General features: G+C 27.4%; 22 protein-coding genes. 2 read left to right on the top strand and 20 right to left on the bottom strand.

The genetic code is table 11. The annotated features are described in order from the left end of the window. Positions 1-10: 10 nt before the first annotated feature. From nrdF to J4863_RS04465, 6 genes are all read right to left on the bottom strand, one after another. Positions 11-1,015: a class 1b ribonucleoside-diphosphate reductase subunit beta gene (gene nrdF / locus J4863_RS04490; protein WP_211617548.1), complete on the bottom strand. Its 1,005-nt coding sequence runs from the start codon at positions 1,013-1,015 to the stop codon at positions 11-13. 98 nt (positions 1,016-1,113) lie between these two features. After that, positions 1,114-2,058, bottom strand: a complete 945-nt coding sequence (locus tag J4863_RS04485) for an Abi family protein (RefSeq protein ID WP_211617547.1) — start codon at positions 2,056-2,058, stop codon at positions 1,114-1,116. A 369-nt stretch (positions 2,059-2,427) separates the two neighbouring features. After that, the gene (locus tag J4863_RS04480) at positions 2,428-4,611 is read right to left on the bottom strand and encodes a hypothetical protein (RefSeq protein WP_211619258.1); all 2,184 of its coding nucleotides are present in this window, start codon (positions 4,609-4,611) and stop codon (positions 2,428-2,430) included. A 38-nt stretch (positions 4,612-4,649) separates the two neighbouring features. Further along, positions 4,650-6,749 carry a class 1b ribonucleoside-diphosphate reductase subunit alpha gene (gene nrdE / locus J4863_RS04475; RefSeq protein ID WP_211619257.1) on the bottom strand — a complete coding sequence of 700 codons (2,100 nt, stop codon included), beginning with the start codon at positions 6,747-6,749 and terminating at the stop codon, positions 4,650-4,652. A 64-nt stretch (positions 6,750-6,813) separates the two neighbouring features. Further along, the gene (nrdI, locus tag J4863_RS04470) at positions 6,814-7,179 is read right to left on the bottom strand and encodes a class Ib ribonucleoside-diphosphate reductase assembly flavoprotein NrdI (RefSeq protein ID WP_211619256.1); all 366 of its coding nucleotides are present in this window, start codon (positions 7,177-7,179) and stop codon (positions 6,814-6,816) included. Between the two features lie 35 nt (positions 7,180-7,214). Then, positions 7,215-7,463, bottom strand: coding sequence for a thioredoxin family protein (locus tag J4863_RS04465; RefSeq protein WP_211619255.1), 249 nt, complete (start codon positions 7,461-7,463; stop codon positions 7,215-7,217). Positions 7,464-7,823: 360 nt separating this feature from the next. Here J4863_RS04465 and metH point away from each other — a divergent pair, with 360 nt between their 5' ends. After that, the gene (gene metH / locus J4863_RS04460; RefSeq protein ID WP_211619254.1) at positions 7,824-11,324 is read left to right on the top strand and encodes a methionine synthase; all 3,501 of its coding nucleotides are present in this window, start codon (positions 7,824-7,826) and stop codon (positions 11,322-11,324) included. Positions 11,325-11,429: 105 nt separating this feature from the next. Here metH and J4863_RS04455 read toward each other — a convergent pair whose 3' ends face one another. The 7 genes from J4863_RS04455 to J4863_RS04425 all read right to left on the bottom strand — a co-directional run bounded on the left by J4863_RS04455 (position 11,430) and on the right by J4863_RS04425 (position 18,116). Then, positions 11,430-12,062 carry a DUF421 domain-containing protein gene (locus J4863_RS04455; RefSeq protein WP_211619253.1) on the bottom strand — a complete coding sequence of 211 codons (633 nt, stop codon included), beginning with the start codon at positions 12,060-12,062 and terminating at the stop codon, positions 11,430-11,432. Positions 12,063-12,109: 47 nt separating this feature from the next. Further along, the gene (locus J4863_RS04450; protein ID WP_178937640.1) at positions 12,110-12,553 is read right to left on the bottom strand and encodes a DUF3290 family protein; all 444 of its coding nucleotides are present in this window, start codon (positions 12,551-12,553) and stop codon (positions 12,110-12,112) included. Between the two features lie 107 nt (positions 12,554-12,660). Then, positions 12,661-13,389 (bottom strand): TraX family protein, encoded by a 729-nt coding sequence (locus J4863_RS04445; protein ID WP_249111576.1) that lies wholly within the window; start codon positions 13,387-13,389, stop codon positions 12,661-12,663. A gap of 48 nt (positions 13,390-13,437) precedes the next feature. Next, positions 13,438-14,367 (bottom strand): cell division protein FtsZ, encoded by a 930-nt coding sequence (locus J4863_RS04440; protein ID WP_211619252.1) that lies wholly within the window; start codon positions 14,365-14,367, stop codon positions 13,438-13,440. Between the two features lie 277 nt (positions 14,368-14,644). After that, positions 14,645-15,979, bottom strand: a complete 1,335-nt coding sequence (locus tag J4863_RS04435; RefSeq protein WP_211619251.1) for an FAD-dependent oxidoreductase — start codon at positions 15,977-15,979, stop codon at positions 14,645-14,647. A 335-nt stretch (positions 15,980-16,314) separates the two neighbouring features. After that, positions 16,315-17,298 (bottom strand): tRNA dihydrouridine(20/20a) synthase DusA, encoded by a 984-nt coding sequence (dusA, locus tag J4863_RS04430; RefSeq protein WP_371815581.1) that lies wholly within the window; start codon positions 17,296-17,298, stop codon positions 16,315-16,317. A gap of 23 nt (positions 17,299-17,321) precedes the next feature. Then, entirely contained in the window at positions 17,322-18,116 is a 795-nt protein-coding gene (locus tag J4863_RS04425) for a M48 family metallopeptidase (RefSeq protein WP_211619249.1), read from the bottom strand. Between the two features lie 378 nt (positions 18,117-18,494). On the opposite strand from J4863_RS04425, the gene J4863_RS04420 reads away from it, so the two are divergent. Beyond that, on the top strand, positions 18,495-19,244 hold the full coding sequence (locus tag J4863_RS04420; protein WP_211619248.1) for a lipopolysaccharide biosynthesis protein: 750 nt from the start codon (positions 18,495-18,497) through the stop codon (positions 19,242-19,244). A 119-nt stretch (positions 19,245-19,363) separates the two neighbouring features. On the opposite strand, the gene J4863_RS04415 is transcribed toward J4863_RS04420, so the two are convergent. The 7 genes from J4863_RS04415 to J4863_RS04385 all read right to left on the bottom strand — a co-directional run bounded on the left by J4863_RS04415 (position 19,364) and on the right by J4863_RS04385 (position 26,397). Continuing rightward, positions 19,364-20,605 (bottom strand): tetratricopeptide repeat protein, encoded by a 1,242-nt coding sequence (locus J4863_RS04415; RefSeq protein ID WP_211619247.1) that lies wholly within the window; start codon positions 20,603-20,605, stop codon positions 19,364-19,366. A gap of 89 nt (positions 20,606-20,694) precedes the next feature. Continuing rightward, entirely contained in the window at positions 20,695-22,335 is a 1,641-nt protein-coding gene (locus tag J4863_RS04410; protein ID WP_211619246.1) for a phospholipase D-like domain-containing protein, read from the bottom strand. 14 nt (positions 22,336-22,349) lie between these two features. Further along, positions 22,350-23,705, bottom strand: a complete 1,356-nt coding sequence (locus J4863_RS04405; RefSeq protein WP_249111575.1) for an MATE family efflux transporter — start codon at positions 23,703-23,705, stop codon at positions 22,350-22,352. 37 nt (positions 23,706-23,742) lie between these two features. Next, entirely contained in the window at positions 23,743-24,630 is an 888-nt protein-coding gene (locus tag J4863_RS04400) for an endonuclease/exonuclease/phosphatase family protein (protein WP_211619245.1), read from the bottom strand. A gap of 33 nt (positions 24,631-24,663) precedes the next feature. Further along, positions 24,664-24,975, bottom strand: a complete 312-nt coding sequence (locus J4863_RS04395; protein ID WP_211619244.1) for a DUF4298 domain-containing protein — start codon at positions 24,973-24,975, stop codon at positions 24,664-24,666. A 105-nt stretch (positions 24,976-25,080) separates the two neighbouring features. Then, positions 25,081-25,653 (bottom strand): elongation factor P, encoded by a 573-nt coding sequence (gene efp, locus J4863_RS04390; RefSeq protein WP_211619243.1) that lies wholly within the window; start codon positions 25,651-25,653, stop codon positions 25,081-25,083. A 30-nt stretch (positions 25,654-25,683) separates the two neighbouring features. Continuing rightward, positions 25,684-26,397: an SIMPL domain-containing protein gene (locus tag J4863_RS04385; protein ID WP_211619242.1), complete on the bottom strand. Its 714-nt coding sequence runs from the start codon at positions 26,395-26,397 to the stop codon at positions 25,684-25,686. Positions 26,398-26,510: the final 113 nt, after the last annotated feature.

Here is a 26,510-nt window from a genome sequence, read left to right as displayed (position 1 = left end):
ACTAAAATTCCTATATCAATTCATTTGCATCTTCATCATCAAATTTAAAATCATCATCATGCAAATGAACAACTTCCAAGGCTTTTTCATAATTTGTAGATTTTTTAGAGAAAAAATCATGCTGAGTTGTTTCCACGTTTAATCCATTTAGCACAATTGGATTTACATTTTTTGCTTCAAATTCTTCTTCAAATCCTAAATTCATAAGGGCCTTATTTGCATTGTAACGAATATACTCTTTTACATCTCCTGTAAGTCCAACATCTCCATACACTTCATCAGTATATCTGCTTTCATTTTCATACAATTCATAAAGCAACGTATTCAACTCGCTTCTTATTCCTTCTTTAGTTTCCTCATCAAACGAATTATACAATTCTTGGAACAACAGTCCAACAAATACTCCATGAATCGATTCATCTGCAATAATCTTTTTAATTATATCACAACTTGCAACCATTTCTCCTTGTCCTGCAAGCCAAAGTGGTAAAAAGAACCCGCTATAGAATAAGTAAGTTTCCAAATAAACTGAAGCTGCCAAAGCCATTGCAATATCTCGTCTTGAAGCCTCAGGATTATTCATCTTTTGATAATAGCCATCAATTTTTTTAGCTTTGTATTGTAAATGAGGATTTTCTTGAACCCATTTGAAAGTTTCATTTATCTCTCTAGTCGATGCTACAGTTGTAAATATTGTCGAATAAGATTTCGCATGAATCGACTCCATCATACACATATAAGAAAGCACCGATCTATTTTGCAACGAATCAATATGGTCAATAATTTTAGGCATCCCAGTATGGCTTTGCAACGTATCAAGCATTGTAAGCCCTCCAAGTGCATGTAAATAAGCCAATTTCATTTCAGGTTTCAATGCATTCCAGCTATCAATATCCCTCGAAGGCACATACTCCGTATCAATCCAAAATTGTCTTATATTTTGCTCCCAAAAAGTTTCTACATAATCATTTTCAGGGGTATTCCAGTTTACTGCTTCGTATATTTTCTTTTCCATTTTTTATTTTTCCTTTCTTGATAAGTTTTTTTATCAATTTGCGTTCTCAATTAACCCTCATATTTTATTAATCAATTAGTTTATCACAATTTCAATTTCTATTTGTACCAATCTTTTGGAAAATCCATTTTATATAAAATATCATTTATATCTATAATGTCCTTTAGTTTAAATTCAAGTAACCTTAATAATTCTCGTAATTTTTTCGTTAGACTTTCATATTCTTCTTTTGATAAAAACAATTTAAGTCCCTCGTATATCGTAAATAATTTTTGTTTCTTATTATTTGTTATTCCCATAATATTATTTATATTTACAATATTTTTTGATGAGAAATCATACATTCTTTCATTATGTGCTGCTATGTTTCTAAATAATGAACTTGCACGTAAAAAAGTTTTTATGAAATTATTGTTTAAATTAGGTAAATTTGTGTACTCATTTTTATACAAATTTCTAAAATGGCTTATTATTTTATTTTGTATTCTATGCTCTAAAATCAAATAAAATCTGCTCATTTCTCCAAATGTAAAAAAATTAATTACTATCCAAAATGGTATGTTATCTTTTGTTGTACTATAATGCTTTATTATACTATTGCTTTTATTATTTCTTAAAAAATTTAGTTTCTTTACTAAATGTGAAATAAGATGTATATTTTCATTTCTAACTCCAACATAATAATTATTAAGTTCCAGATAACTTTCTTTATTTGCATAACATTCCGAATAATAATATGCAATTGCTGTTTTAAAAGCTCTTTCCAATTGTGTCAAAACATCAAAAAACAACATTCTCAAACTTTTATCAAAATCATACAATGCTTTCAAATGATTAAAATGAACTCCCAATTTATAAATATCATTTCCATTTAAATCTTTCCCTTTTAAAAAAGGTTCTTTATAAAAATTTATAATGGAATAATAATTATACCTCATTAAACAATAAATTGTTTTATCATCAGTTTTTACCCGTAATTTACCTCCGTTTTCTCCATTTAAAATCTCAACTTGTTCCTTAAAAGTTTTAAATGGCTTATCCATTCCCTTTCCCCCTTTTATCTCAAAAATGCAAAAAAGCCCTATCAAAATTGAAAGAGCTTTTTCTACAGTCTACAACAACGCACAACTAAGTGGGTTATTCTTGTAGTACGATCACTAAAATTATTATACTCTATATTTTGATATTTGTCAAATGTAAAAAACTTTCATTTTGCTAAATAAATTTGGCAACTCTTTTAATAACTTAATTTCAAATTATCAACCTGATTAAATCTAACTACTATTTTCTAATACTTTTACTTTTTATACTTGTTGGTTAGTTGTTTCTTGTTTTTTTTTATATTCGCTTTCTATAACTAACCACCTCCGTTTGTTATTTTATAAAAATTAAAATTTATAACTAATACCTCTTTATACATTTGAAGGTGACTCTCCATTATTTTTAGCTATTTCCATGATTATTTCTTTAAATTCAAAAAATTCATTTCTAGGAAGAAACATCATTTCTATTATTATCTTTTTGACTATAAATCCAATAAAAATTAATAAAACAATAGTTGATATAAATACAAATAATAACATTATCGCAAAAGCACTATTAAAATTTATTTTAAAATTTATTTCTGGTTCTTGTATAAAATTAAAAATAACAAACACAATTGTTGCTAAAGGAGGTATTGTAAAAAACATTTTAAACATACTAAAATTAAAAATTTCTTCTATTTCTTTTATCTCCTCTTCTAATTTATCTTTTTTATATTGTTTTACTTCTTCTCCTATAAGAAATTTAATAAGTTCTTCTTTCTTTTCTATTTCTTTTTTTTGGTTAATATAATAATCTTTATTACCTTTGAATATCAAATAAAGTATTATAAAAAATATTGATGAGATAAATAATTTTTTTACAGGATATAATATATAATTTATATTTTCAGGTGCACTTATGGTGTTTTTATCAAAAGTATAATACTTATCTTCTATTTTAAACATCTCGCCCTTTAAAATATTTCCTTCAACAATCCATTTATTAGCATTGATCCATTTATTAGGATTAATCCATTTACTTTCGTAGCATTTTTTTAATAAATTGAATGAATTATAGTTTTTTTCACACTCTTCTTCATACTTTTTTTCATTAAGTAAAATAAAATTCTTATTCTTTAAATTTATAATTTTACCTTTATTTGCATTTTTACAATCATTTTTAGTACAACCCATTACTTTTATTTTTTCATTTCCTATGTTAACAACAACTTTTTCTTTGAATTCGTTTTCGTCTGCACTTTTTATAATTTTTTCATCAATAATTTTTATAGGTATCTCTTCTTCATCTATAAATATTTTCCCTTTAGTTTCTTCGAAATTCGGTATTTCAGTATCAACAATAAAATCCGTACTTTTAAAATCAATATCTTTATTATTTTTGTTTGAACATTGATAAATAAAAAATAATAAAATTAAAATAAACACTCTTATTATTTGATTTATATTCATCTCTATTGAAGCTATTTTTTCTATTTTAAAAACATTTATTAAATTAGGAATATATATAATTGCAAATATTATAAACAATAATACTCCTATTATAAAAATTATGCTTTCAGTTTCTTGATTATTTTCAATAAAATATAGATTTGATAACTTCAAAATAATATTTCCAAAACTAATCATTATTTGACAAATAAAATAAATTAACCCACCTATAATAGAAAATTCCAAAAAAGATTTCACAAAACTAGGCTTAATGTATAATAATAACATAAATAATGGAAAAAAAATAAATATATAAATAAAGTATTCATCAGGAAAAACGTTTGGTTTAAAAATTTTAATAACAGAAATTAAGATAAATAAACCTATAAAAGATAAAATCCATATTAAGTATTCATGATATAAAAATCCTGAAGACTCAATAGTTGTACTTCTTTCTAATACTTTTCTTTTTTCTTTTAATATTTTTTCAAATTTTAAGCCTTCCCATATAGAATCAAATATTTTATTACTCCTTGTAAATTTTTCTTTTTCTCCTATTTCTTTGTATTTATTTTCATCTACCTTTTTTTCAAACTTTTTTTCTATATCAACACTATCTTTTAACTTTAATAATTCCTTTTCACAATATAATAGTTTATTTTCCGTTATCTCTTCGTTATTAAGTAAATTTTTTAATTCTTCAAATTTATTCGTTAAGTTCTCAATAATAATATCAATTTCAACATTTTGATTATTATCGTTATGCCTCATCTCCAATAACTTATTTTTTTTCTCCTCAATATCTTCTGTACTATTTTTTATTCTGGTTACTTTTTCTTTTAATACATCAATATCTAAAAGTAATTTTTTCTTTTTTACTTCTTTAAATTGTTTTAAATCTTTAATTTTTTTAAAATCTTCAATTATACTTTCACAATTTTCAACTATATTGGTTGAATTTTCTTGATCTCCTTTTATTTTATCTAATTCGAGTTTAATTAATTCCTTCTCCTTTCGAATTCTCTCTAAATCCATTCTTTTTTCGTTGTAAGAAATAATTAAATTTTTTAATCCACTTGTTTTATCAAATAAAATATACAACCATTTTTCAAATTTATTCAATATATCACCTCTTTATACACAACCAAACTTTCAATTATTTATACCGAACAACTCACACACTCCTCAATAGTCGCCTTCCTAGTCCGAGTATAATAAAGCGACTTCAACCCCAATCTATGTGCATAAATATAAAGTCTAGCTAAATCTCTAGTGCTATCTGTACTCTTCGTATACAAAATAGTCGAAATTCCCTGATCTACGTGTCTTTGGATTACAGAAATCAGTTTCAAGATATTTTTTTGATCCATATCGTATGCTGACTTATAGAAGAAGTAGTTGTCGTTTGTCAGGTACGGCATTGGGTAGAAAGTTGTGCTGTCTCCGTATTCTCTTACTTCGATTGTGTCAACTACTGGCATTACTGAGGCTGTCGAGTTCATTATGTAGGATGTTGACTGGTTTGGAGCGATTGCCATTCGATAGGCGTTGTAGACCCCGTGTTTCATTACTTGCTTTTTTAAGTTTGCCCAGTCTTCTTTTGTTGGGATGTAAATTCCTTCAAATAGTGATTTTACTTTTTCTGTTTGAGGTATGTATTCTTTTGTTACATATTTATTGAAGTAGTTTCCGTTGGCGTATTCAGATTTTTCAAAATCTTTGAATGTTTCTCCTCTTTCTTTTGCGATTTCCATTGATCTTTCCAATGAATAAAAATTAACCATCATAAAGAATACATTACAGAAATCAAGTGCTTCTTTGCTTTCATACATAATGAAATTTTTAGCTAAAAATCCATGTAAGTTCATTGCTCCAAGTCCTACAGAATGTAATTCCTCATTTGCTTTTTTAATTGTCGGAACAACATCGATGTTTGTTAAATCTGAAACCATTGTAAGTGAATCAATTGCAGCTTTTGTAGCTTCTTTTATTCTCTTATTTTCCATAACAGTTGCAATATTTAATGAACCTAAATTACATGATATTCCTCTTCTTATCGTATCTTCTTCATAGTAAGCATTAATGTCTGAAACTTCTGATAATTGCATTATTTCAGTACACAAATTTGAGAATTTAACTGATCCAATCTCTTTCAAAGCATGTTCTTTATTTGCATTATCTTTAAAGAACAAATAAGGGTATCCGCTTTCTTTTTGCGTTTGAGAAATTTTTACAAGAAGTTCTCTTGCGTTTATTTTTTTCTTTTTAACATTTGGATTATCAACTAATTTTTCGTACATTTCATTCATATCCATTTCATCCAAGTATTGTCCATATTCTAGAAATACTGTGTGTGGATTAAATGTATAGCAAACTTCATCTTCCATTGCTAACTGCATAAATTTGTCTGGAACGATAACTCCGATTGATAGTGATTTTATTCTAATTTTTTCATCGACATTTATTTTTTTACTATCTAAAAATTCATTAATATCTGAGTGAAATACATTCAAGTAAACTGCCCCAGCTCCAGCTCTTTGTCCCAATTGATTTGCATAAGAAAAAATATCTTCTAAAATTTTCATAATTGGTAAAACTCCAGAGGCCCTACCTTCTACACCTTTTATAGATTCACCTCTTGCTCTAATTTTAGACAAGTTAATCGCAACTCCTCCACCAATCGAAGACAATTTCATAGATGAATCAAAAATATATCCAATTCCACTCAAATTATCTCCCATTTCATCTAGAAAGCAAGAAACAAGTTCTCCAGATCTCTTTTTCCCAGAATTCAAAAAAGTAGGAGTAGCTGGTTGATATTCTTGATTTATTAACATCAAAGCATATTCTTTTGCCTTCTCAAAGTTCCCTTGTGCTAAATACAATGAAACAGCCGAAATTCTATCCTCATATCTCTCTAAAAATTTCTCTCCAGTATCATCCATCAATGCATAACTTTGATAAAATTTGGAAGCACTCATAAATGAAGCGAATCTAAATTTCTTATCATAAACCATTTTAAAAAGCTCTTTAATTTCATCATGACTATACATTTGATAAAAATCGATATAATAGTCATTTTTTATTAAATATCTCATTTTTTCTTCTAAATTGTGAAAAAATACAGTATTTTTATTTACATAATCCACAAAATATGAATAAACAGCTTCTTTATCCTTTTCAAGCTGAAAATCTTCACCTTTTTTAACCATTATTTCATTATTTAAGTATATCCATTTTTTAGCTCTGTTATCAACCATTTTTTACCTATTCTCCTTACTCTCTTAATTTACTTTAAATTTTTGTTACATTCTTGAATTTATACTAATTTTTTTCAACATATTCAATAAAGTGCTCTACTTCAACATGCGTTCCCGATAACTCAAATTTCATACAAACTGGAATTCCATATTTTTCACTCATTTTATCAGCTGCCACTGCAAAAAAAACACCCCAGTTCATATTTCCACTAGAACTTATTGATTTTATATATTTACTATTTTTTTCTAAAAATTCACTCGTTGGAATTGGAGTTTCTCCAATTTTAGTTGTAAATGTTAGTAAATGACCTTCTTCATCCACTTTCATCTCAGAATCAATTTTCACAAATTTCCAGTTAGGTCTCTCTTTTTTCACCTTATTTACAAATCGTTGAACATTTCCAGTTTTTGAATCGTAATATATAACCATAATTTATATCATCTCTTTTCGTGAATAATTTATAATTAATCTAATTCTGCTTCTGCCAAAAGTTCATTCAATTCTTCTACTTTAAATCCCATACTTCTTTTAATTTCAGTTTCACCGTCAACTAAAACAACAGTTGGAACTGTTCTTACTCTATATTTCATAGCCATTTCAGGATTATCAAAAGCATTCACTCTTTCATAGCTAACACCCTTTTTATCTAAAAATTCCGATACCATTGCACACGGATTACAATCATTTTTTTCAAATTTAATTAATTTTTTCATCTAAAACACTTCCTTTTACTAAATCTATTAATTTCAACTAAAAAAACACAATATCTTGTGTTTTCTTCAAAAATCTTTTCTCATATGTAGTATACTTCTATTTTAGAATTTTTTCAATTAGAATTTAATTAAAAAAAAATTAAGCAGTATCTAAAAAAATTTTTTTGTCGATAAAATAAGGAATTTTTGATTAAATATATTTTATATATTTGACATTGTTTTTTTTATATTTTTTAGTAATTATTATTATTTATAGCTGAATTATTAAAATATATTGTTAAATGTATATACACATGACTATTTTTATGATAAAATAATTCTGATAATTTTAATTTATAAAAAGGAGAGATTGCATTATTTATGTTAAAAGAAAAAAAATATATTGAATCATATAATTTGTTACAACAAGATTTAAAAAATCGAATTCTGTTGCTAGACGGAGCAATGGGAACAATGTTACAACAAGAAAATTTGACTGCTGAAGATTTCGGTGGAGAAAAATATGAAGGTTGTAATGATTATCTTGTGTTGCAAAGACCGGAAATTATAAAAAATATACATAAACAATATTTAAAGGCTGGAAGTGATATTATTGAAACTAACACTTTTGGAGCGTTGGATATTGTATTAAAAGATTACGATTTGGAAGATAAAGTTTTTGAAATGAATAAAACTGCGGCTGAAATTGCTAGAAAAGCGATTAATGAGTATAAAGCTGAAAATCCAAATGAAACTAGAAATTTATATGTGGCTGGAGCTTTAGGGCCTTCGAATAAATCGATTAGTGTTACAGGTGGAGTTACTTTTGAGGAATTGATACATTCTTATTATACTGCAGTTTCAGGGCTTTTAGCTGGAGGTGTTGATTTAATTCTATTTGAAACAATACAAGATACTAGAAACTTGAAAGCTGCATATTTAGGGTTGGAAAAGGCAATGGATGAAAATTATTATGTTCCATTGATGTTATCGTTTACGATTGAAAGTACTGGAACTACTCTTGCTGGGCAAACGGCAGATGCATTCTATTATGCTGTTCATCATATGAATCCACTTTCTGTAGGATTGAACTGTGCAACTGGACCTGAATTTATGACACAATTTTTGAAAAAATTAAATGAAGTGTCAAATACATATATTTCTGTATATCCTAATGCTGGACTTCCAAACGAAGAAGGTCAATACGAAGAAACTCCAAGCACATTGGCAGCTAAAATAGAACCTTTCTTCCAAAATAAATTTTTAAATATTGTTGGAGGTTGTTGTGGAACTACTCCTGCGTTTATAAAAGCGATTAAAGATAAAAGTATTGGGTATGATCCTAGAGTTATTGATGAAAATAAAAATGAAAATTCTGTTACAGGGTTGATTACTTTGGAAGTACCAAAAGATAGACCAATTTATGTTGGAGAAAGAACAAATGTTATTGGTTCTCGTATTTTCAAAAATTTAATTGCTAATGAAAAATTTGATGAAGCAACAGAAGTTGCTAGATTGCAAATTAAAGGAGATGCAGATGTAATTGATGTTTGTCTTGCAAATCCTGATAGAGATGAAATTAGCGATATGAAAAATTTCTTGGAAAAAGTTTCAAAATTTGCAAAAGTACCTATAATGTTGGATTCTACGGATATTAACGTAATTCGTGAAGGGCTTACTTATCTTCAAGGGAAAGGAATTATAAATTCAATCAATTTAGAAGACGGAGAAAAGAAATTTGAAAAAATGGCAAAATTAATTAAAGATTTTGGAGCAGCTGTCGTTGTTGGATTGATTGATGAGGAAGGAATGGCTGTTTCGCTTGAGAAAAAAATTAAAGTTGCTAGAAGAAGTTATGAGTTATTAACTAAGAAATATGGAATTGATGAGAGAGATATCATATTTGATACGCTTGTATTCCCAGTTGCGACAGGTGATCAAAAATATATTGGATCTGCTACTGCTACGACTGAAGCGATTAGAGAGATAAAAAAAGAAATGCCAAATGTAAAAACTATTTTAGGAGTAAGTAATATTTCGTTTGGACTTCCGATTGCAGGTCGTGAAGTGTTGAATACTTATTACATGAACAAGGCTTATGAAGCTGGACTTGATTTTGCGATTGTTAATACTGAAAAAATTATTCCAATGGATGAAATTTCTGATAAAGAAAAAAAATTATCGGAAGAATTGCTATTTAATACGAATGATGACACAGTTGCTAATTTTGTAGCTTTTTATCGTGAGAAAAAAGGTTCTGTTAAAAAGAAATTAGATGATGATAAAATGACACCTGAAGAAAAAGTTGCAAATCTTGTTGTTGAAGGAAGTAAAAAGGATTTGAATGCTTTATTGGATATATTGTTACAAAAATATTCCCCATTAGAGATAATTAACGGGCCTTTGATGACTGGAATGGATGAAGTTGGAAAATTATTTAATAATAACGACTTGATTGTTGCTGAAGTATTACAAAGTGCTGAAGTTATGAAGGCTTCTGTTTCGTATTTGGAGCAATTTATGGAAAAAACAGAGTCTTCAAGTAAAGGTAAAGTTATAATGGCAACTGTTAAAGGTGACGTTCATGATATTGGGAAAAACCTTGTTGGAATTATCATCGGAAATAACGGATATGACGTACTTGATTTGGGAATTAATACACCTGCTGAAAAAATTAGAGAAGCTGTAATCAATGAGAAAGCTGACTTTTTAGGACTTTCAGGATTATTAGTAAAATCTGCGTCTGAAATGGTAAATACTGTAGCTGTTTTAAGAGAAGCTGGAATTGATATCCCTATATTTGTTGGTGGTGCTGCACTTACTGAAAAATTCACAATTAATAAAATTGAGCCATCATACAAAAATAACATTGTTATTTACTCAAAAGATGCGATGACGGCTCTATCAGATTTGAATAAAATGATTGTTCTTGAAAAATTTGAAGAGTTTAAGGAATATTTGCAAAAGAGAAGGGATTTATTGTTGATTAAAGACGAAAAAGCGTTGGAGAATTTGAAAGTGAAACCTACAGTTAGTGATATTAAAGATAAAGACGGAACTTTTGATTTTTCTAAAGTAAAATTACCTGAATATAATTTTGAGAAAATTTATAAGCCGACTACTTTGAATAAGCAAATTATTACAAACATTAAGGCTAAAGATGTTTTTAAATATATTAATTTACAAATGTTAATTGGAAAGCATTTGGGAATGAAGTGGATTGTAACTGATATGCTTGAAAAACAGGATCCTAGAGCAGTTAAATTGTATAATGAAATTGTGGATATTATTAATCATGGTGATGATTATTTTGATATTAAAGCAATTTATAAATTCTTTCCTAGTAGAAAGTCTAAAGATGGGAAAATTGAAATTCTTTCAGATGATTTATCAACAGTTTTAGAAACTTTTGATTTCCCAAGACAAAAATGGGGACAATATTTATCATTGAATGATTATGTTTCTCCTGAAGGAATTGATTATATTGGATTCTTTGTGGCAACTGCTGGAGAAAAATCAAGAATCGTTTCAAACGAAATGAAAGAAAAAGGTGAATTTTATAGAGGGCATATTGTAAACTCTATCGGTCTTGAATTAGCTGAAGCTACTTCTGAATATGTGCATCAATTAATGAGAAAAGAAGTTGGAATTATTGATAAAGATATAAATATAGAAGATATTTTGAAAGCACAATATCAAGGAAATCGTTATTCATTTGGATATCCAGCTTGTCCAAATTTAGAAGATCAAGATAAATTATTCAGATTATTGAAACCAGAAAGATTTGGAATTAGACTAACTGAGGAACATATGATGTATCCAGAAGCTACGGTTAGTGCAATTGTTTTCTCACAACCATTCTGTAAATACTTTAACATGTAAATATATTATAAAAAGAGGCTTTCGGGCCTCTTCTTTTATTTTCATATGTTAATTTTTTATAATATCAACTTCAATATCTTCTATACAATATTTTTCAATATGAATTTATTTTTTAACAATAAATAATTTACCATCACCGCTATACTCAACAATAAAAAGTTCACTTAAATCAGTAATGTTATATTTTGCCAATTCTTCCTTCAACCAATCATCATCTTTTCCAATATGTTTCAAGTTATCCTCTTGTATATTCCCTTCAGAAACTAATAAATTTGAATAACCGTCTTCACCTTTTTTTATAACGATAAGTTGTCCATTTGATTCCATAAAAGCTTCTTCTATATCTGATATTTGCATAACACCTTTTGTTCTCAACTTTGTGTAAAAATCAGGAATTGAAAGTGTCGCTTGTGCAAAATTTTCTGTTAGCATTTTTCCATCTCTTATTAAGTATACAACTTGTCCATCTATCATTTTTTTTACGCTCTTATTTGTATTTTTTAGAAAATCAGTTACTGTCATTAAAAGTCCCCATATCAAAAGAACTATTAAAAATTGAATTATTGATATATTTGGACTATAAATTACACCACCAATAATTCCCCCAAGGACATAATTACCTATTTGATCTTCTGTTGATGTTGGTGCCAGTTGGCTGCGTCCATTTAAATTCATAAACAAAACTAATGCAATAAATCCAATTGTAAGTTTTATTGCAACAAGAATTATAAAATCCAAAATTACATCATCTTCCTTTCTTTTATATTTTTTCAGCTTAAATGCTATTATTCTTTAATTGTTTTAACTTCATCCACATAAGGAACTGTCATTTGTTCAACTAATATATTGTTTCCTACCCAGTGAATTTGATAAAATTTATCTTTTATTTTATAAACAGTATCTTCTGTTATTTCAGGCGTATTTATAAAAATATCATTTTCATTAACTTTAAATTTTTCAGATAATTTTTTAATTACACTCGCTGAATTTTTATAAACTTTTTCTTCATTATTTTTCGCTCTATAATTATCATAATGATATAATGCAAATAAGAAAATAAACATCAATCCAAGCAAACTAAGCTGTTTATCTCTAAGTGAAATGCTTCCTTTAAACCATTTCCAAAATGCAAATAATATAAACGCTATTACTAAAATAATTACAACAAGAAAAAATTTATCCGTTACAAATTTTTGGTTTTCTAAATAATTAAAATTATAAAATTCCATATTTTAGTACTCATCTCCTTTCTAAATCATTTTCTTTATCGAAAATTTGTTAACTTTCGTAATTATACAATAGAAAGAAATTTTTTTCAAACATTTTTTCAATATTTTTAGACTTTAAACAACAATCTCAAAAGCCCTAAAATTAATAAGTGCACAGGATAAAATGAATAATTTAAAATTTTATTTTGTTTTCCTCTTTCTCCGTTATAGGTAAGTGTCAATCCAAATCCTAACAAAGCCCAAGGCGTTTTTATAAGTGAAAGATATCCTCCAATAATCGCAAATATAGGATTATTATAAAAAATATAGAAAAAATATCCTATCAAAATTCCGTGCCATTCATAGTCTAATCCCAAAATCATTGATAGCAGACAAGTTCCTAAAACAATTACTATCGAAATTGGATACCAAAATATTTTTGTAGGTCTTCTTAATTCATCAATAATCCAAATCATAACTAATGTTAAAGCCAATGTAAACATCACATTATTTGAATATGGTTGAAAAATAACTGCTGATTGACATAAATCAAATGGAATTTCAGAAATAATCCCAAAAATAATTAAATATAAAAGATATCTTAATCTATTTCTAGTTTTAAAAAATCCTTCCACAAGAAAAAACATAAAAAGTGGAAACGCAATTCTTCCAAAAATATCAAATAAATCACTTAAAAAATCCAAAAATCCTTTTCCCGTTAGCATAGGATAAATTAGAGCTTTATTTACATGATCAACTAACATTGATAAAAAAGCAATATACTTCAATTGAGCTCCAGAAAAAATTTTAATATTATTAAATTTATCATCTTTTCCAAAATTTGAATTCATTTTCATAAACCTACCTCCTTAAAATTTATAAATAAAATAAATTTTATAAAGTATTTATACACTCGCCATTAAAACTACTTTTAAACTATTCTTTTTAGCATCAAACTCTGGATTAATAATAACTCCCCAAATTAATGTTGCATTCTGATCCTTTACATATGACAAAATATTACTTATAATATTTTTTATCACAACTAACGAAATATCATTACCACCCGTTATATTTAAAAGTATTTTCTTTGAATCCTCCAATTGCCCTTCAAATAAATTATTTTGAAGTAATTGCTCAACAATTGAATTTTCTGCATTTTCACCATAACTTTCACCCAATCGAATGACAATATCCTTAGAATTTTCCAAAACAACCTTTATGTCACGCAAATCTAAATTCATAAAACCTACTTTTGTAACAGTGTTTATAATACTTTCTATCCCTTCTTTTATCAAAAAATTAGCTTCATCATACGCTTCTTGCAACGAAAGTTTTTTATCAATGTGATTATATAGCTTTTCATTAGGAACTATTATCAAACTATTTGTATTTTTTCTAATTTTCTCAACTCCCATACTTGCTATCTTCAACTTCTCAAATCCTTCTGAGTAAAACGGTTTTGCAATAATTGATATCGTAAAAATTTTCATTTTTTTAGCAATTTCAACTATTGCAGGTGCAATTCCACTTCCTGTAGAACCTCCCATACCAGAAATTATAAATAAAATATCCGTTCCTTTAAGCAATTCTTCAAATTGATCATAACATTTCAAGGCAGCTTCTTCAGCTTGAGTCCAAGTACAATTTTTTACACCTGTATCCAAAAATACCTTTCGTTCAGCTTTACAACCATTATGTGCTTCAACGTCCGTATCAATACTTAAATATTCAACATTATTAGCTTCATTTTCTAAAATATAATTCACAAAATTAATTCCCATTCCACCAACGCCAATTGCTTTGATATTTACTTTATTCGAAATATTCTCCATACTTTTGCTGTATTTCTAAAATATTCTTTAGGACAGCTCTCCTTTCTTTAACTTTTAAATCAATTATAAATCGATCTAATCACTAATAGATTTAAATATATTTTATCAAATTTAGACCACTTTTGTAAATACTAATATTCTTTTAAATTCCATAAAATTTAAACAAATTAAATACTTTTTTGAAAATTTAAAAACAGTATATTTCTGTATCAAAAAAGATATGTCTTTATCTTATAAAAACATATCTTTCTTTATTTAAGTATTACCTAGTTAAACTCTATTTTAACGCTGCTAATCCAGCTAAGTTAATAAAATTCCAAGGTTTATTATAATGTGGTTGGAAGAAAAAGTCTACAAATGCCAAATCATCAATAGTCATATGATTTTGAATACACACTGATAATGTATTAATTGATTGTGTTAAATCAACTTTTGAATTCAATTGTGCACCCAATACAATTCTCGTATATTTATCAAAAACAACTTTTAAAGTTACTTTTTCATAAGTTGGCATAAACTCAGGTCTGTAATTATCAGTCACAATAACAGTTTCAATTTCAAGATCCAAACTTCTAGCCAACGCTTCTGTTATTCCAGTAGCCGCCATATTATTTTCATAAATTTTAATTCCAGAAGTTCCTTGAGTTCCTAGTGATTTAGCCTTATTTTCAACTAAATTCAATCCTGCCAAAGTTCCCATTCTAACTGCATTTGTCGCAAGTGGAATATATCTTTCCATATTCAAAGGATTATAAAATACCGAACAGCAATCTCCAGCCGCCATTACATCTTTATCACTCGTTCTCATATATTCATCAACTTTAATTGCACCATTTGGCAACATTTCCAATTGACCTTTAAATAAAGCTGTATTTGGCACGAATCCAATACACATAATTACCATATCTGTCTCGTACTCATTTTTATTTGTAACAATTTTTGATACTTTCCCATTTGCACCTTCAATTTTAACAACTTTTTCTCCAGTCGCAAGAACAATTCCTTTTTCTCTAAATGATTCTTCCGCAACATCAGTAAATTCCTTATCAAAATATTTACTCAAAATTCTATCTTCAGCATCTACTAAAATTACTTCTTTCCCATTATCTCTAAACGCTTCAACTAATTCTACTCCTATATATCCTGCTCCAACAACAACAACCCTTTTAACAGATTTACTTCTTTCAATAATCTCATTAGCATGATTATAATTTTTACATAACAACACATTTTCCAAATCAATTCCTTCAATATTTCTAGGAATAATAGGCCATGACCCAGATGTTATAATCAATTTATCAAATGTCTCATCAAAAACTTCTCCAGTTTCTAAATTCTCAACTGTTAATTTTTTCCCTTTTATATCCACATTTTTCACATCATGTTTCATTTTAGTATTTACACCTAATGATTTTAATTTCTCAGGTGACGAATAAAACAATCCTTTAGGATCACTAACAACTCCACCTACATATAATGCAATTCCACAAGATAAAAATGAAATATTATCATTTCTCTCAAAAACTGTTACCTCAGCATCAGGATTTAATGCTCTTAAATTTTTAATTGCAGCCGTTCCAGCATGCGTACATCCAATTACTACTACTTTCATGAAAACCTCTCCTACTAAGTTATTTTTTTCTTTTGATTAAATACTTTTGATTAAATAAAATATAACTAATTTATATTATAATAATCTGTATAATTAAGATTAACTAAATATCGGAAAATGATTGTTACTATTTATAGCCATTATTAATCATAATAGTATTAAAATAATAACAACCATATTTTCCCAATAAAATTATTCATATCTATCTAATATCGAAATTTTTAAATTATAATATTCATAATAGTAAAATACTATTTAATTTATAATCTTTACAATATTAAATTACTTCCATGTATATTATACCTATAAAATACAAAAAAGAAAAGTTAAAATTTTTAGTCATTTTCAATATTTTCCATAAGTTTTATTAATGTTTCAGAATTAGCTTTTGGATGATTTATTTCTCTTTTCCAAAATTTACTTCCTCTAACCCCGTGAAATAAGCCTTGCGTATGCATCAAAAACAAATGTGGTCTAATTCCTTTCTCTTCTAATTTTTTGCTATACTCAATTATTTTTTCAATAATTTCTTTACGAGAAATATTTATATCATTACCATAATATTTGCCAAACTTAGTTAAAATCATCGGATTATCATAAATCTCTCTTCCAAGCATAACCGAATCCACATGTTTCAAATGTTCATCAATTTGTTCAATAGTTTTTATTCCACCATTAATCTCTATATGTAAATTAGGTTTTTCCTTCTTTAATCTATAAACTTCCTCATGTCTCAATGGTGGAATCTCACGATTTTGTTTTGGATCTAATCCCGCTAAAATCGCTATTCTAGAATGGACAATAAATTTATTAACTCCTGCTTTTTCTGTTACATTTACAAAATTAAGCATATCTTCATACTTATCAATTATTGTTCTTTCAAAACTATCAGGCAATACTTTTTCCCCGTCAATTCCAATCCTGTGCTTTATCGAAATTGGTTTTTTTGTAGCTTTTTTAATCGCAGTAACAATATCTCCAACCAATTCAGGAAATGCCATCAAATAAGCTCCCATCATATTTCCAGAAACTCTATCAGAAGGACAACCCACATTTAAATTAATTTCATCATAATTATAATCTTCTGCTCTTTTTACAGCTTCAAAAGCTTCCTCAGGATTAGTAGCTGCTATCTGCAATACAATTGGATGTTGAATATCTTCAAATCCCAACAAATATTCTAAATCTCCATTAATAATTGCTTGTGCAGTAATCATCTCTGTATAAAGTTGAACGTCTTTATTTATCATTCTTACAAAATTCCTAAAATGCCTATCCGTTTTATCCACCATTGGTGCAACACTTATAACATTTTTCAAACTTATCACTCCATATTTATATTTTATTTTTTATAATATTTCATAGCCTCTGGCAAATATTTTTTCAATGCTTCAATCCGTTTTTCTGTATTAGGATGTGTCGATAAAATTTCAACTGATCTTCCACCTTTTTCAGCATCCAACATTCTTTCTTCAGCTTTTATCGCATCTTCAGGATTATACCCCGCCATAGCCATAAAAATCATTCCATATTTATCTGCTTCATATTCTTGAGTTCTATTAAATTTCAAAAGCCCAATAGATAATCCATCACTTACAATAGAAGAAATCACATTTCCACCAGTAAACACATCAGTTATAGTTGAAGCAACTCCAGCTGCAAGTCTTCCACTTTCACCTTCAGCATGATGCCCACCAATCACATGACCTATTTCGTGTCCCATTACAAATGCAATTCCAGAATCAGTTTGCAACACTGGCATAATTCCAGTATAAAAAGCTATTTTCCCACCAGGCATCGCAAATGCATTAATTTCATTACTTTTTATCAAGTTAAATTCCCATTGAAGACTATCAACCTTTTTAGATAATCCATTCTCTCTCAAATAAGTTTCAACCGCAGTCGCCATTCTATTTCCAATATTTTTCAATCTTCTTCCATCTGGTGTATTATTGACAACTAATCCTTTATTACTAGCTTCGTTAATAAATTGTCTATATTGACTAACTGACGAATTTACAACACTCTCATCACTTACCAATTTTAATTGTCTTCTCCCAGTTAAAGGTGCTACAGTACAGCTAGAAAGTACCAACATCCCTGCTAAAATTATTAATAATTTTTTAGATTTTTTCATTTATATTTACCTCCAATAAATCTTTAGTATGAATTCTAATTTATATAGGTTGTTATTATAGCATATTTTCTTTAGAATTTTATCAGAAATTTAAAATTATTGTATTATCTCATTTTATATTCATTGCTTCTATTGTTAACTAGTTATTAATTATCAAATAGGATATTTTATGGTATATTTAAAAATTTTTTCCTCTTTAAAGTCCGATAATATTTATATTAATTTATAAAAGTTTATTCTATATTTAGAGTTGCTTTTAGATATTTCAAAATATTTATAAAAAAATTTCTATTTTCTTTAAAATTTTCAATTGTAATATTTTGCTTTTTTTGGTAAAATTGATATGTAAAAAATTAATTTTAAAAGAAAGGATTTGAAATGGAAGATAATAAACATCAATCAGTGAGTTTTGATACGATAGTAAAAATTATTTATAAAAATATCTCTTTTATTATAATTGTTACAGTGATAACAACTGTTTTAGCGGCTTTATTTGCTTTTACTAACAAATCATACAAAACTGAAATAAATCTATATGGTAATGACAAGGTTTTAACTGAGATTGGAGAAGATTCTCAATATTCATTAAATTCTTTTGATTTTTATCTATTTTTAAAAGATCATTCGAAAGTTTTATCTTATGCAAAATTGCCTGAAGAAAAGTATTTAGAAAAGATTTCTAATGATCTTGTGGCTCAATCTGAAAAAGATGACCCAAAAATAAAAGTAAAATTCACTACTAATAATGAAGTTGAAGGTGAAAATTTTGCTAAAGAATATGTTGAATTATCTCAAAAATATCTTTTGAATAAGAAAAATACATTTCTTGATGCTCAATTAAAACTTTTACAGCAACAATATGATTTTTTAAGCAAAAATGTTGATATTAGAACTACTAAAGATGCTTTGAGTGACACATTAGTTTCTAGACTGGCTTATTATAGACTTTTGAAAAATGACAGTACTCCTGTTGTAAAATACATAAATTCCATTACTAAACCAGCTATTAACAAGAAAATTGTTTTAGTGGCAGCAATCTTTTTAGGATTTTTATTAGGTACTTTTATTGCTTTTGTAAAAGAATTTTCAAAAACTTTAGATTGGAAAAATATAAAATCTAAAAATTAATGATATCAATTGATTTGACTTAAAAAAATTCAAATTAAATCTATTAGTAATCAAATTTATTAAGCAACAAAAAATAGGAAGTTTAAATTTTTACTTCCTATTTTTTATTAATATTTATTCTATTTATTATACTCTGCAGCTTTACTTTTCAATAGCTCATCAACATTTACTTCTTTTTTAGTTTCATGTTTTGGTTGTTCAGGAGTTGATGATTTTTCTTCTTTTACTGTTACTGAATGTTTTGGTGCTTCTACTTCTTTAATTTTCAATTCATTTTTATTAGCATCTTTTGATTCATTCGAATTATTTATTTGTTTAAGAGTTTGTTTTGTTAAACTTTCATTTTGAGCTTCTCCACCATTTAAAAATGATTTTACACCTCTTTTTGTAGTTTCAGCAACTTTTCCTCCACTTTCTAATTGAGAAACAATTTCTTTCGCATTCTTATCACCATTTTTAGCAGCTATTTTGTACCATTTTAATGCTTCTGACATATTTTTTTCTTTATGATAAGTTGCTGCTATTGCACCTGCAAGACCTTTATTTCCTGAATTATAAGATTTTATTAAATATGGTCTAGATTCTTCTTGTTTTCCATTATCGTATAAAATTGCTCCAATTTCAACATCTGTACCTTTTACTCCACGGTTACTTGCTTTTTTCAACCATTTTATTGCTTCTGGATAGTTTTTCATTTCTTTATTTAACATAGCTATTCTTACATCAGCATCCTTAATTCCTTTATTATATGCTTTTTCAAATTCAGCTTTTGCTTGACTATATTTTTTAGCTCTTACTAATTCAACTCCTCTGTTAAACTCTTCAGCACCAGGTCTCATTCTCAATTGTCTCACTTGTACTTGTTGTCTTCCACCTCTTGCAACAGTAGTAACATTTTTAGGCAATCTAGCCATTAATTTATTAGCTTCTGCAGTATTTCCTTCTTGTTTCAAGATCACTGCTAAATTATAGATTGCTTCTGGATAATTTCTGTCTACTCCCATTTGTAAGAATTTTTTTACTTTTTCATTATCTTTTAAATTGAAGTATAATTGTGACAATGACATAATTGCTTCTTTATCTCCAGCTTCAGCTTTTGTGATTGCCTCTGATACTTTTACTGGATCAATTTGATTGTCTATCAATTTTTGTTGCTCTTCAGGAGTCAAGTTTTTAATATCAGGATTTCCTCCATTTGCTTGTTGTGCTCCTAAATTAAATATATCTGTATTGATATCTTTGTTTTCAACTTGTTGTTGCGTTTGTTTTTTGTCAGCTTTCTTATCTTTTTTCTTAAAGCATGAAACTGACATCATACCTATCGCTAAAATTACTGTTAATAATATTAACTTTTTTTTCATTCCTCATCACCTATTTATTTTTAATTTTGATTTTTAAATATTTTAACATAATTTGATATTTTTTGCCTTATTTTTAGTATTAAATATAATTAGAATGACCCTAGTTGAGCAGCATCTAATAATTTATACATAAAATCAGATTTCGCACTTGTTGTTGGTTCATCATCAAAATTTATAGTAAATAATCCATCTTTGTTTTCCCATAATCTATCAAAATATGTGTAAATTTCTTTTGTTAATTTAGAGTTCTCATTTGTCTCTACTCGAAGATTCGCATCCATAATGTATCCTCTTATATTTTTTCTAATCATATTTGCAGAACCAGTAGTTACTATAACACTACCGTCTGTTTTCTTCATTAATATAACTTTTGTGTGATATTGTTCGTTATTTGTAAAATACCATTTTACTTCTATTTTTCCTTTAGTTTTTTTCTTCAATTTTTTAGAAACTGGTTTATTTGGCAATCCATTTGTACTCATACCAAACGCATCTCTACTTCTATCAAAAATTATTCTAACTTTTACTCCTCTATTTGCTGCTTTTATCAATTCATCAATAACAGGTTTATCTGCTAAGAAATACATTCCCATTAGCACTTCATCTCCAGCTTTTAAACTTTTCAAATCAGCATCAAGAGTTTTTCCTATTGCACCTTCTGTCACATATTGAATTTTATAATTATTTTCTCTATCTTCATCTGTTTTCTCTATTGGATCATTTTTAATATTTGAATCTATATTTTTTTCAACTAATTTTGTTTTCTTCTCTTCAATTCTTCTCACTTCAGGATCTTCATTTACTAAAGGAATATTTCTTTTAACTTCTACTTTCTCAAGCTCTTTTTTTATACCTTCCATCGTATTGTCATTTGTTTTTTCCTTCGATTTTAAAATCTTTTCATTTGGTGTATTAAGAGATCCAGTAGAACTATTCTCTGAAATATTAATTTCAGAATTTGAAAAATTAGCTACCATTTGCAAATCACTTAAAATATCTTTCGTAACATCTCCATCTGTATGTAATGCAACATTTTCATGAAAATAACTTGGATCATGAATATTAGCACTTGCTATAACTGCATCATTTTCATTTAAAAACACTTTTCTATGATCTGCTTTTACATTTAATGCCCTAAACATTGTTCTCAATGTTAATTTTGGCCACATTGGTCCATAAAAATTAGGAATCCAACCTTTATTTTGAGGATTTCCAAATGGCTTAATCACTGATCTCCATATTGGCGAATACCAAGGAAATGTGTCCTTCAATTTATAAATATCAACTGTTATAACATCTATCCCTTCATTTTTCATAGCTGTAATAAATGGATACTCAAATGCTCCATACAAGTCATTATTTTCATCTGAAAGTACATAAATCTTTAAATTTGGATTTTCTCTCTTTTTCTTAATAACTCTTGCAGTGTATTCTTTTGCAAATTCAGGGAATAACTCTGTATTCTTATTATAAATATCATTAAATAAAAACATCTCAACTATCAAATAATCCTTTGCATTATCAACAATATCATACGTCGATTGCCAAATATTTCTATCATATTTTATATTTCCGTCTTTATCTAAATATGTCAAATCATAATGAAAATCAACATTTTTAGCATCTCTTAAAGGCCCTTCAAAATTAACTCCTAAAGGTGGCGTCTTAATTGTCGCACACGAACTGAACAAAATTAAAAAGGCTCCCAACAAAATTAATTTTTTATTCATCTAACTTTCTCCTACTATTTTACTAAATTATTTATCCATTTTTTACTTCTTAATCGTCTTAAACAAGGAACAAATTTCACGACTTCGTCACTTACTGAAAATAAATATACAATTGAAATTGGCAATCCTAATTTTAAACCAGCAATATATGTTATAGGAATCGCTACAAGCCAAAGCGGTAACAAATCAGCAAACATTGTCCACAATGTATCTCCTCCAGCCCTTAAAATTCCTACAATAAGTATTGTCCCCATCGATTTACAAATTATTATAAACATTTCAGAAATCAATATTTGTTTTGTTAATGGGTAAATTCCTGGTTTTACATGCATAATATTTAATAAAATTGGACTAAATAAATACACACTTATGCTTATAATTACTGCTAAAACTACCGATGCTTTCAAAAGAGCAATTGCTGTTTTATAGGCTCCTTCTTCATTTCCAGCTCCAATTTCATTCCCAATAATTGCTGATGATGCACTCGAAAGCCCAAATAATAATGTAAATATCAAGTTACTTATTGATTTTACGATTTCAACTGCGGCAGCAGGTTCTGTTCCCATTCTTCCATAAATTACCACATATATACTAACTCCTGAAACCCACATTATTTCATGCCCAAACACTGGAAGCGAAACTTTTAAAATTCTCACAAAAAATTCCCACGTAAATCCAAACATTTCTTTAAATGTAGCTGCTAATGGCAATTTCAATTTATAAACTATATAAATTATGTATAAAGTTGATATAAATCTTGATAAAACCGTTGCTACAGCCGCTCCCACAACTCCCAATGCTGGAAATCCAAAATTTCCAAAAATCAGTAATGAATTAAAAACAAAATTTATTACTAATCCTATCAAACTTGAATAAAACGGATATTTTGTCTGACCAATTGCACGTAATTGCATATTAAAAGCAAATCCAATCCCTATTAACGGATATGTCCAAGCAACAACCTTTAAATATTTTGCTCCAGTTTCAATAACTTTTGTATCATTTGTGAAAACACTAATTACTTCTCGATTAAAAAACAGCCCTAATATTAAAAACAACAACGAAAAAACAAATCCAATCGATAAAGTTATTCCCAAACATTTTTTCAAATTTTTATAATCTTTATTACCAAAAAATTGTGCAGCAAATATTCCACCTCCACTATTTAAACCAAACAGTGAAACCGCAAATATCATGTATAATTGATTTGCAAAACCTAATCCTGCCACCGCAACTGTTCCTAATCCTAATACAAGATTCTCTTTTCCAACCATGAAAACATCAATAAAACTCACTAAACTGTAAATCATATTTTCGAATGCTACTGGTAACCCAATCGTGACAGCTTTTCTATAAATTTTTTTACTCAAAAAAAACCTCTCCTTCCCATAAATTTTATTATTTCAATCAGTCTAAATCTTCTAACGTCGAATATTCAGAAAAAATTAACAAATGATCCGACACATATTTTTTTATTGTAGCATAATTATTGTTTTTTATAAAGTTATAAACTCCAGAATTCCCAGTAAATTCTTTAGTTTTTTCACGATTTATAAAAAAATTATCGTATGAACTCACTAATTTATCATCTGAAAGTGTTGTCAAATTTTCTTTTGGATCTAAAAGATAGGAAATATTACGCTTTACTGCTAAATTTTTGAATGCTAAATCATCAGCCGAAAGATTAAAATCTCCAGCAATAATTATATCATTTTCTCCTGTCTCCTTAGAAAAATACTCATAAACATTCAAATAATTTGACGCTTCAATCAACCGTTGTTTCTCCTTATCTCCAAAAATCGAATGAGCAATCACAAAGACGAAATCAAAATTTCCACTTTTAAAATATGCACCATAAGGTTCTCGCATAAATTCATTATCATTTTTTTCTTTGTAGAATCCAATCTTTCTCGCTTCTTGAAATTTTTCTTTTCTATAAATAAAAGCATAAAACTCTCTATAATTCTCACTCCCAACAGAATGTTCTGAAATAATATAATCCCATTTTTCTTTCGTCAATTTTTCCAAATACGCCTTTGTTTTCTTAACACCTTTTTCATTCATAACTTCTTCTAATCCAATCAAATCAAAATTAGATAAAATTTTTACGAATGACCGATAATCTTTTTGCTTTTCACCTAATCTTAAAGCATTAAATGATGCTACTAAAATTGTATTTTCATTTTTAGTAATTCCTGTCTCTAAATCTAATTTTTTTTCTTCCTTTTTAGAACAGCAAAATATTCCTAAAATTAAAAATACAGAAACTAACCCTTTTATAATTTTATTTCTCACTTCAATCAACCCCTTGATTTTTATAACCTTTTATTATCTTCTTAACATTTTTGCTGCAAGTTCTACTAGCCTAATTGCCAACTCATGATTATCCCCAAATAAATCATAAGCTCCATCTTCACTCAAAACACCACATTTCAAATCTTGTGGTAAAGTTCCATTATTATAGTCTTCCACATCTTGAAACCAATTTTCACTACTATAATAATCATCAAGCTTTTTATAATCAGAAAAATTTTCTTCTAATTTATCCAACGCTGCATTTACTTCTTCAAAAATATCAGCTGATTTATCCATGATTTTTTCCATTTCCTCAACTCTTTTTATTTTATCTTCTTTTTTCATATTTTCCCTCTTTTAAGAATTATTTAATTTTAATTTTGTATTTTCAAAAAAAGCTACCGTTTTCGATAGCCTTTCACTTTATTATTTTGATTCTAGTTTTTGTTCTTAATTCGCTCTTTCGATGTATTCTCCAGTTCTTGTATCGATTTTGATTTTGTCTCCAATTACTACAAATAAAGGCACTTGTAAACTATATCCATTTGCAATTGTCGCAGGTTTTGTTGCTCTTCCAATTGTATCTCCTTTTAATCCTGGTTCAGTATAAGTAATTTCTCTAATTACCGTATTTGGCAATTCAACTCCAACTGGTCTTCCTTCGTACATCAATACTTGAATAATCATTTCTTCTTCCAAGAAATTTACTGCATCTCCTAAATCTTCTGCTGTTAATGCAATTTGTTCAAAAGTTTCTTGATCCATAAAGTTGTAATCTCCATCAATTTCATATAAAAATTGCATTTGATTTCTATCTAAAATAATATCATCCATCAAATCTGTAGCTAAAACTGTAATTTCTTGAATTTTCCCTGAAATTAATTCTTTAGTTTTGAATTTTACTTCTGCTGCTCTTTGTCTTTTCCCTGATGTTGATTGGTGTCTTTCAGCTTTTAATATCAAGTAAGGGATATTATCCTTTCTATATGTACTTCCTTGTCTTAATTCTGCTGCTGGTTTCATTAAATTTTTCCTCCTAAATTTTTATCTATTTTAATACTTTATTAAATAAGTAGCTGTAACAACTGATCTTAATTTTTTATACATTTGATTTTGTTCATCTTCTTTTATACGTTTAGTATCTTCCACATCTGGTAAAATCTCAAATTGTCCTTGAGTTACATTTTTTACTCCTGCAATTTCGTTATTGTTAACTTTCAACATTTCTATAGCTTTGTATTCTGCATTTTTTGAAGCATCTACTAGCAAATCTTTTTTGTATCTTTCAATACTTGTAATATAATATTCAGGTTTTGTAACCTCTAAATTATTATTTTCTAATTTCAATGTCAATAATTTTTGATAAATTTCATCAATTTTTTCAACATTTTCAGTAGAAATTACAATGCTTTCAGACCCACTATATTTTAAAATTTTATCCCCTGTTTCAGAAAATTCTGGATCTACTTTTAAATTTTCAATACTATAATCTTCTGAACTAATTCCCAAAGTTTTTATCAAATCTAAAGATTTTTTTTCTTTTTCAGAGATATCTTTTCTTAGATCATCTAAAACTACATTTTCTCCTGACAATACTACATTTACTACAGCTTTATCCGCCTTTATTCGCTTTTCCGCCACACCCTTTACAGTTATTTTATTCTCACTTTTATTGGCTTTATCCATTGCATTCGATACAATCGCCGCTGAAATTATTAACCCAAACGATAAAATTGTAGAAATTATTATAAATTGTACTTTTTTCATTGGTTATCACAACTTCCTTTATTTGAATGATAAAAGAAAATAACAAATATAAATTTGCTAAAATCCTTTTAAATTATAATTTATTTTAGTGAAATTGTCAATTGTTATCCACA

The organism is Leptotrichia sp. oral taxon 221, from assembly GCF_018128245.1.
Lineage (GTDB): Bacteria > Fusobacteriota > Fusobacteriia > Fusobacteriales > Leptotrichiaceae > JABCPH02.
The sequence above is the reverse complement of the archived record's forward strand: the minus strand, read 5'-3'. Positions and strand labels throughout refer to the sequence as shown.

Bases quoted from the DNA above. Each gene is read 5' to 3' on its own strand.
- nrdF (WP_211617548.1), bottom strand. From the start codon at position 1,015: ATGGAAAAGAAAATATACGAAGCAGTAAACTGGAATACCCCTGAAAAT.
- J4863_RS04485 (WP_211617547.1), bottom strand. From the start codon at position 2,058: ATGGATAAGCCATTTAAAACTTTTAAGGAACAAGTTGAGATTTTAAAT.
- nrdE (WP_211619257.1), bottom strand. From the start codon at position 6,749: ATGGTTGATAACAGAGCTAAAAAATGGATATACTTAAATAATGAAATA.
- nrdI (WP_211619256.1), bottom strand. From the start codon at position 7,179: ATGGTTATATATTACGATTCAAAAACTGGAAATGTTCAACGATTTGTA.
- J4863_RS04465 (WP_211619255.1), bottom strand. From the start codon at position 7,463: ATGAAAAAATTAATTAAATTTGAAAAAAATGATTGTAATCCGTGTGCA.
- metH (WP_211619254.1), top strand. From the start codon at position 7,824: ATGTTAAAAGAAAAAAAATATATTGAATCATATAATTTGTTACAACAA.
- J4863_RS04450 (WP_178937640.1), bottom strand. From the start codon at position 12,553: ATGGAATTTTATAATTTTAATTATTTAGAAAACCAAAAATTTGTAACG.
- J4863_RS04445 (WP_249111576.1), bottom strand. From the start codon at position 13,389: ATGAAAATGAATTCAAATTTTGGAAAAGATGATAAATTTAATAATATT.
- J4863_RS04440 (WP_211619252.1), bottom strand. From the start codon at position 14,367: ATGGAGAATATTTCGAATAAAGTAAATATCAAAGCAATTGGCGTTGGT.
- J4863_RS04435 (WP_211619251.1), bottom strand. From the start codon at position 15,979: ATGAAAGTAGTAGTAATTGGATGTACGCATGCTGGAACGGCTGCAATT.
- J4863_RS04425 (WP_211619249.1), bottom strand. From the start codon at position 18,116: ATGAAAAAATCTAAAAAATTATTAATAATTTTAGCAGGGATGTTGGTA.
- J4863_RS04420 (WP_211619248.1), top strand. From the start codon at position 18,495: ATGGAAGATAATAAACATCAATCAGTGAGTTTTGATACGATAGTAAAA.
- J4863_RS04415 (WP_211619247.1), bottom strand. From the start codon at position 20,605: ATGAAAAAAAAGTTAATATTATTAACAGTAATTTTAGCGATAGGTATG.
- J4863_RS04410 (WP_211619246.1), bottom strand. From the start codon at position 22,335: ATGAATAAAAAATTAATTTTGTTGGGAGCCTTTTTAATTTTGTTCAGT.
- J4863_RS04395 (WP_211619244.1), bottom strand. From the start codon at position 24,975: ATGAAAAAAGAAGATAAAATAAAAAGAGTTGAGGAAATGGAAAAAATC.
- efp (WP_211619243.1), bottom strand. From the start codon at position 25,653: ATGAAACCAGCAGCAGAATTAAGACAAGGAAGTACATATAGAAAGGAT.
- J4863_RS04385 (WP_211619242.1), bottom strand. From the start codon at position 26,397: ATGAAAAAAGTACAATTTATAATAATTTCTACAATTTTATCGTTTGGG.